Origin of the sequence: Asanoa iriomotensis, assembly GCF_016862515.1 — a bacterium.
GTDB lineage: Bacteria > Actinomycetota > Actinomycetes > Mycobacteriales > Micromonosporaceae > Asanoa > Asanoa iriomotensis.
Window position 1 is genome coordinate 1 of the sequence record NZ_BONC01000139.1, and the last position, 7,422, is coordinate 7,422.

7 protein-coding genes are annotated in these 7,422 nt (G+C 73.0%); 2 read left to right on the forward strand and 5 right to left on the reverse strand.

Annotated features, from left to right (window positions below):
* Positions 1-184: 184 nt before the first annotated feature.
* Entirely contained in the window at positions 185-493 is a 309-nt protein-coding gene (locus tag Air01nite_RS40065; RefSeq protein WP_203708660.1) for a hypothetical protein, read from the reverse strand.
* Positions 494-723: 230 nt separating this feature from the next.
* Here Air01nite_RS40065 and Air01nite_RS40070 point away from each other — a divergent pair, with 230 nt between their 5' ends.
* Positions 724-1,056: a hypothetical protein gene (locus tag Air01nite_RS40070; RefSeq protein WP_203708662.1), complete on the forward strand. Its 333-nt coding sequence runs from the start codon at positions 724-726 to the stop codon at positions 1,054-1,056.
* Positions 1,057-1,062: 6 nt separating this feature from the next.
* Here Air01nite_RS40070 and Air01nite_RS40075 read toward each other — a convergent pair whose 3' ends face one another.
* Genes Air01nite_RS40075 through Air01nite_RS40090 form a run of 4 tightly spaced genes read right to left on the reverse strand, consistent with a single transcriptional unit; the run spans position 1,063 to position 6,199 of the window.
* A complete protein-coding gene (locus tag Air01nite_RS40075; RefSeq protein WP_203708664.1) occupies positions 1,063-3,648 on the reverse strand; it encodes a bifunctional acetate--CoA ligase family protein/GNAT family N-acetyltransferase in 2,586 nt (861 codons plus the stop codon).
* Positions 3,649-3,661: 13 nt separating this feature from the next.
* Positions 3,662-4,189 carry a GNAT family N-acetyltransferase gene (locus tag Air01nite_RS40080; protein ID WP_203708666.1) on the reverse strand — a complete coding sequence of 176 codons (528 nt, stop codon included), beginning with the start codon at positions 4,187-4,189 and terminating at the stop codon, positions 3,662-3,664.
* On the reverse strand, positions 4,189-5,367 hold the full coding sequence (locus Air01nite_RS40085; protein ID WP_203708668.1) for an acetoin utilization protein AcuC: 1,179 nt from the start codon (positions 5,365-5,367) through the stop codon (positions 4,189-4,191). The genes Air01nite_RS40080 and Air01nite_RS40085 overlap by 1 nt, the downstream gene beginning before the upstream one ends.
* A gap of 7 nt (positions 5,368-5,374) precedes the next feature.
* Positions 5,375-6,199 carry a sulfurtransferase gene (locus tag Air01nite_RS40090; RefSeq protein ID WP_203708669.1) on the reverse strand — a complete coding sequence of 275 codons (825 nt, stop codon included), beginning with the start codon at positions 6,197-6,199 and terminating at the stop codon, positions 5,375-5,377.
* 90 nt (positions 6,200-6,289) lie between these two features.
* Between Air01nite_RS40090 and Air01nite_RS40095 the strand changes: the two genes are divergently transcribed.
* Positions 6,290-6,973 carry an iron-dependent transcriptional repressor DtxR gene (locus tag Air01nite_RS40095; RefSeq protein WP_203708670.1) on the forward strand — a complete coding sequence of 228 codons (684 nt, stop codon included), beginning with the start codon at positions 6,290-6,292 and terminating at the stop codon, positions 6,971-6,973.
* The last annotated feature ends 449 nt before the right edge of the window (positions 6,974-7,422 follow it).

Genomic DNA, 7,422 nt, shown 5'->3' on the forward strand with positions numbered 1-7,422 from the left:
CCTGACCCCACCGCAGCCCCAACCCACGCCCGGCACAAACCACCCGACGCGGTCACAGCCCCAACCCACACCCGGCACAAACCACCCGACCACCCCCGCCCCACCGACGCCCGGCACGCCGCAGAACACGGCCGCCAGGTCGTGCATGAGCGTGTGTTGCGGCCGCTGCCGGACGCGCCGGTGATCACCAGCAGGCCCGGGGTGGCCAGCAGCGCGCGACCCGCGCGACAACATCGTCGGGCGCCGTGCCATGGGCGGCACGGTCGGCGACGAACCACACGACCCGGCCCCGGCCCCAACCCACGCCCGGCACGCCGCGGAACGCGGCCGCCAGGTCGTGCAGGAGCGTGTTACGGCCGCTGCCGGGCGCGCGGGTGATCACCAGCAGGCCCGGGGTGGCCAGCAGCGCGCGGCCCGCGCGACAACATCGTCGGGCGCCGTGCCCGGGGGCGTCACGGTCGGCGACGAACCACCCGGCCCGGCCCCAACCCACGCCCGGCACCAACCACCCGACCCCGCCACGGCCGCAGTCCACGCGCGGCGCTACCCACTCGACCGGTCGCGGCGGGCAACAGCCTTTCGGTTTTCCACCGCGGAGGTGGCAGGCACGGGCCCCCTTGGGCCCGGGCCGGTGGCTGGCGGGAGCGACGGTCCGGACCACGGCGGACCCGAGTAACGATCTCGCTCTTCAGACTTTGCTTGGTGTCAGGACATACTCGCCTGATGTTGCGGGGCGTGCAGCGGGTCATGGATGTGGTGCGCGATGGTCTCGCGTTTCTCGCCGATCAGATCGCCGACCTGCTCGGGGAGATCCTTGTCGCGCTGGCTGCCTGTGGCCTGCTGCTTCTCGCCTGGTGGGGGTTTCGGACCGCGCCGTACGTCACCGCTTCGATCGCTGTCGGGTTGCTGCTCTTCGCCGGCTACGGCGTCAACGCCTATCTGCGCGACGTGCGTGGTGGCAAGCTGGTCGGGCGGATGGGTGGCGCCGCGATCGTGGCCGCGGCCGTGACCGGCCTCCTGCTGAGCTACCTGCCCGCCTGCGCTTGCCTTGGTTGAGCCACCTCAGATGTGTCTCGGGCCCGTGTCCGGACGGGTGCCCGGGTCGCCGAAGGTCATCGTGGCGTGCAGGACCGACAGGCCGTCCGGGCGGGCCAGCACCGGATGCAGCGACAGCGAGCGGACCCGCGGCTGTTCGTCGGCGAGGCGGCCGACCCGCAGCAGCAGGTCCTCCAGGGCCGCCCGGTCGACCGGTGACGATCCCCGATAGCCGTGCAGCAGCGGGGCCGCGCGGGGCTCGTCGACCAGGGCCGCCGCGGCGCGGTCGCTGAGTGGGGCCGCTCGCCAAGCGCGGTCGCCGAGCAACTCCGTGGCCACCCCGCCCAGGCCGAAGCCGACCACCGGGCCGAAGGCTGGATCCTCGATCATCTCCACCACGCAGGGGACGCCGGCCGGGACCATCGGCTGGACCAGGACCTGTGGGCCGAAGGTCTCGGACAGTTCCCGGTAGGCGACCCGCACCGCGTCCGTGTCGCGTAGGTCCAGGCGGACCGCGCCCAGGTCGATGCGGTGGCGCAGGGCCAGGCCGGCGACCTTCAGCGCGACCGGCAAGCCCAGCACCGTCGCCGCCGCCACCGCGTCCGGTGCCGAGTCGACCAGGGCGTCAGGGACCAGCGGGATCCCGTAGGCCGCGAGCAGCGCCTCGCGGTCGTCGTGCGCCACCGCCTCCGCCGCGGCCGACATGTCCACACCCGACAGTGCGGGCACGGTGCCGGGTGGTTGGCGGCGCCACTGGGAATAGGCCGCGACCCGGCCCAGGGCCCGTGCCGCCTCCTCTACCGACGGATAGGCCGGGATGCCCGGCTGGACCCGCTCCACAAGGGACGTCACGACGACCGGCTTGTCGCCGGCCAGGGCGACGCTGGCGATCGTCGCCGCGAAGTCGGCATCGTCCTCGACCAGTTGGCCCGGCAGCGGTGGGGCGAGCACCACGGCCAGGGCGTCCACGCCCGGGTCGACGGCGGCCTCGGCCAGCCGGTCGCCGAACTCGTGTGCGCCGGCCACCGGGCCGACGTCGCTCGGGTAGCCCGCCGGGACCACCAGGCCGTTGGCCGCGCACGCCCGCGCCGCCAACGTCGTCAGCGCCGGCGAGTTGCCGACGATGCCCACCCGTGGGCCCCCGGGCAGTGGCTGCGTGGCCAGCAGCGCGCCCACGTCGAACAGTTCGCCGACCGTGTCGACCCGGATGACGCCGGAGCGGGCGAACAGCGCCCGGACCGCCGCCGGGTCGGGGCCGCGGTCGGTGCTGCCCGGCGGGCGGGCCGGTGACGCGACCGCGACGATCGGCTTGTCGCGGCCGATGCCGCGGGCCAGGCGGGCGAACTTGCGCGGGTTACCGAAGGACTCCAGGTACAGCAGGATGACGTCGGTGCCGGGGTCGTCGCGCCAGTACTGCAGCAGGTCGTTGCCCGACACGTCCGCCCGGTTGCCGGCCGAGACGAACGTCGACAGCCCCAGCCCGCGCCGGTCCGCCTCCGCGAGCAGGGCGACCCCGAGCGCGCCGGACTGGCTGAAGAAGCCGATCCGGCCCGGCGCCGGGAGCCGCGGCGCGAGCGTGGCGTTGAGCCGCACCGCCGGATCGGTGTTGGCGATGCCCAGGCAGTTCGGGCCGACCACCCGCATGCCGCCGGCGTGCGCGCGGCGGATCAGCGACGCCTGCGCCTCCGCTCCCTCCGGGCCGGCCTCCGCGAAGCCCGCGCTGACCACGACCAGGGCGTGCACCCCGGCGGTGGCGGCGTCCTCGACGACGTCGACGACGCTCGCCGGCGGCACGGCGACCACGGCCAGGTCGAGCGGCACCGCGGCGTCGGCCGCCCGGGCCACCGCGGCGAGGCCGCCGACCCGCGACGCGTTCGGATGGACCGGGACCACCGGCCCGGCGAACCCGCCGTCGCGCAGGTGCCCGAGCACGGCCGCGCCGACACCGTGACCGCTGGCGCTCGCCCCGTAGACGGCGACCCCGCGCGGTGCCAGCAACCGGGCGATCGACCGCGCCTCGGTGCGGTGCTCGCGCCGCCACTGGACCTCCAGCGAACTCTCCGTCGGCGCGATCGGGAACGCGAGATGCACGACGCCGTCGGCGTAGCGGCGCTCGACCTCGTACCCGAAATCGGCGAAGACCCGCAACATCATCGCGTTGGCGGGCAGCACCTCGGCGACGAACCGGGTGATACCGGCGTCGCGCGCGGCCGCGGCCAGATATTCCATGAGCAGAGGACCGATACCGCGACCCTGGTACGCGTCCTCCACGACGAACGCGACCTCGGCGTCGCCGGACTCGGGGCCGAGCCGGTCGTAACGGCCGATCGCGGCGATCCGGCCGCCGACCTCGACGACGAAGGCCTCCCGGTCGCGATGGTCCACGTTGACGAAGCGGTGCAGGTCGCGTTCGGGAATCCGCGGGTACGGCGAGAAGTAGCGCAGATAGCGGGTGCGCTCCGAGAACCGCGAGTGCGCGGCGACGACCTCCGGCGCGTCGTCGGGCTGGATCTGTCGCACGTGGACGGTCGCGCCGTCACTCAGCAGGACGTCCGCCGATCGCTGCGTCGCATGCTCGGTCACGTCGGCTCCCTCGCCTCTCGTCCCTACCATATGACCGGGACGGTCAGGGCTCGATCCGCTTACGCATCTTGATCAAGGGGACCGGCGCGCCGCCGGTCGCGTCGGTGAGGTGTTCGACGGCGACGAATCCCGCGGCCGCATAGAGCGGCTGGCCGGAGAGCGTCGCCATCAGTTCGAGCGTGCGGAAGCCCTCCGCGTGGGCCGCCCGCTCGCAGTGCGCCAGGACCAGACGACCGACACCCCGCCGGGTGTACGCGGGATGCGTGTACATGGCCCGGATCCGCGCGGGTTCCGTGGCCGGGTCGAGCAGCGCCGCGTCGCGGCCCGTCGAGTGGTCGCCGCCGTAGAGGGTGGCCCGCCGGCTCCATCCGCCGCAGCCCGCGACGGCACCGTCGGTCTCGACCACGAAGTAGGTGCCGTCGTCGACGAGTTGGGTGTCGACGCCCATGATCGCCCGGCTGGACGCGATCTGGGCCGGGTCCAGGTAGGCCCGCTGCGACTCCTCGATCGCGGCCGTGATCACCGGCGCGAGCGACGGCAGGTCGGCACGGGTCGCGGCCCGGATCAGCATCAGTCGCGCGGGTCGAGCGGGTCGAGGCCCAGCAGCGGGAAGACCGCCGTGCGGGTCTGGGTGACGGCGCGGTCGACGGCGTCGTCGCTGGCCGGCTGCCAGGGCTCGAACGTGACGTCGCCGTCGTCGGTCAGTCGGTGTGGGATCTCCCGGCCGGGTGCCCGGACTGCGGCCAATGCACGCCACCCCGGCGGGGTCGGGAGCAGTGGGTCGAGCGGGTCGCCGGTGGCCGTGGCCAGCAGGTGGGTCCAGGTGCGTGGGACGACCTCGACCAGCGCGTACCCGCCGCCGCCCGTGGCCACCCAGCGCCCCTCGCACAGTTCCTCGGCCAGGTCGCGCATCGCGATCTGCGCGGCGCGCTGGCCGTCGACGGTCAGGCGCAGGTCGGCCAGCGGGTCGAGGCGGTGGCTGTCGGCGCCGCACTGGCTGAACAGCAGTTCCGGGCGGAACGCGCGCAGGACGCTGGGCACCACGGCGTGGAAGGCACGCAGCCAGGCGCGGTCGCCCGTACCCGGTGGCAATGCGACGTTGACCGCACTCCCCTCGGCGTTGGGGCCGCCGACCTCCTCCGGGAAGCCCGTGCCGGGGAACAGCGCGAGCGGCGACTCGTGCAGGGAGACGGTCAGGACGCGGGGGTCGTCCCAGAAGATCGCCTGGACGCCGTCGCCGTGGTGGACGTCGATGTCGACGTACGCGATCCGCTCGGCGCCCTGGTCGAGCAGGCGCGCGATGGCGACGGCCGGGTCGTTGTAGACGCAGAAGCCGGAGGCCCGGCCGGGCATCGCGTGGTGCAGCCCGCCGGCGACGTTGACCGCGTGTGTCGCCTCGCCGCGCCAGACGGCCTCGGCCGCGGCGATCGTCGCACCCGCGACCAGGGCCGACGCGTCGTGCATGTGGTCGAAGACCGGGTTGTCGGGGGTGCCGAAGCCGTAGCCGCTGAAGAACGGGTCGTGGGGTGCGACCTTGACGGCCTCGATGTAGTCGAGCCGGTGCACGCGGGTCAGCGCCGCGTCGTCGGCCGGGGTCGGCTTGACGACCCGGACGCCTTCTCGGTCGAGGACGCCCAGCTCGCGCGCCAGCGCCATGGTCAGCTCGACCCGCACGGGGTCCAGTGGATGATCACCCAGGTCGTACCCGAGCAGGTCCTCGTCCCACACCACCACGGCTTGGTCCGGCATGGGCTCATTATTCCCCGGTCGCTACCGAGCGGTTCGGGTCGGTGATCCAGTCGCTCCAGGAGCCGACATAAAGAGCTGCGTCGGTACGGCCGGCGCGGTGCAGGGCCAGCACGGTGTGCGCGGCGGTGACGCCGGAGCCGCAGTAGGCGCCGACCGGCGCGTCCTCGTCGACCCCGAAGGCGTCGCGCAGCTCTTCTTGTTGCCGCAACCGCCCGTCGTCGCCGGTGTTCTCGGTAGTCGGCCGGTTGACCGCGCCGGGGATGTGGCCGGCGACGGCGTCCACCGGCTCGACCTCGCCGCGGAACCTGGGTGCGACGCGGGCGTCGATCAAGGTGCCGGTCTGTGCGAGCTTCGCCGCCTCGTCTGCGGTCAGGGTGGGCAGGCTGCCGGGTCTGACGGTTATGTCGCCTTGGCTCGGTGCGGGCGTTTCGGCGGTGACAGGGTGGCCCTTGGCGGCCCAGCCTTTGAGGCCTCCGTCGAGGACCCGCGTGTCGCGGTGGCCGGCCCAGCGCAGGATCCACCAGGCGCGGGCGGCGGCCTGACCGTCACCGGCGTCGTACACGACGATCTTGCTTGTGTCGTCGATGCCCTTGGCCCTGAGCGCTGTCTGAAGGTGTGCCGGGTCGGGCAGCGGGTGGCGTCCGTTCTGCCCGGGTGGACCCGCCAGCTCGGTGTCGAGGTCGATGAAGACGGCGCCGGGGATGTGACCTTCGGCGTAGTCCTCGCGGCCGGGCCGGCCACCGAGCCGCCAACGGGCGTCGAGCACGGTCGTGCCGGCGAGACCGGAAAGCAACTCATCGGGGTCGATCATGAGATCATCGGCGGAAACCACGCGCTCCAGTGAACACCCGCCCGCGCCGTTCGCGGCGTCGGGGTTGTCGGTGTGGCGAGGTAATATCGACAGCTAGGAGGGCCTTCTGCCGTGAATCACCTTGTCGACACGACCGAGATGTATTTGCGCACCATCCTCGAATTGGAAGAGGAAGGTGTGCCGCCCCTGCGCGCCCGGATCGCCGAGCGGTTGCACCAGAGCGGCCCGACCGTCAGCCAGACCGTCGCCCGCATGGAACGCGACGGCCTGCTCCGCGTCGAGGGCGACCGCCACCTGCACCTCACCGACCTGGGCCGCGAACAGGCGGTCTCGGTGATGCGCAAGCACCGCCTCGCCGAGCTGCTGCTGGTCAACGTGATCGGCATGCCCTACGAGGAGGCCCACGAAGAGGCCTGCCGCTGGGAGCACGTGATGAGCGACGCGGTGGAGCAGAAGGTCTACGACCTGCTCAACCGTCCGACGCGCTCGCCTTACGGCAACCCGATCCCGGGCTTGGACGCACTCGGCAACCCTCCGGTGGAGGCCGACGGCTTCGACAACAAGGAGCGCAACCTGGCCTTCCCGGGCCTGACCGGCCAGGTGATCGTCCGCCGCATCTGCGAGAGCGTCCAGACGGACTCCGACGTCCTGCGGCAACTACACGCGGCCGGCGTCGACCCGGGCGCGACGGTGACTGTGGCCCAGGAGCGCGACGGGGTGACGATCGACCGCTCGGGCGATCGGGTGCGGCTGCCGCGCGAGGTCGCTTCTCGGGTGTTTGTCGCGGCTCACTGAGTTTGCTTTTTGGCGAAGGCCTGTCCCGTTGGGGACGGGCCCTCGCCATTTTCAGGGGGTGCGGTTGTCCCTCTTGGCGGTGAATTACCCCACTTCGCAACCTCTTGCTGGCTGGAAGCGTCGTCGCCCTGGAGCTTGTGGTTCAGCGACGATTTCTTGGGTTGTGCTGCCTCGGCCTGGTCGCAGCGGGGCGTCACGGGGCGGAACCGCAGGCGCGACGTGCCGGTGCTGCCCCGGACTCGTTGAGGCGGTGCGGCCGAGGCCAGCAGGCTCGGCCCCCACGCGCGAGTTCGGCCCAGACCCGGGCACGGCCCGCAAGCCTGCGAATGGCTCGGAAGCATGCGCGTGGCCCGATCTGTAGGTGCGGCCCGGTCGCATAGCCCCGCACCGACCCGTCGGCGCGGCCCGGAGGCGTGGGCGTGGCCCGGGCGCGCGGGCGCCGCCCAGAT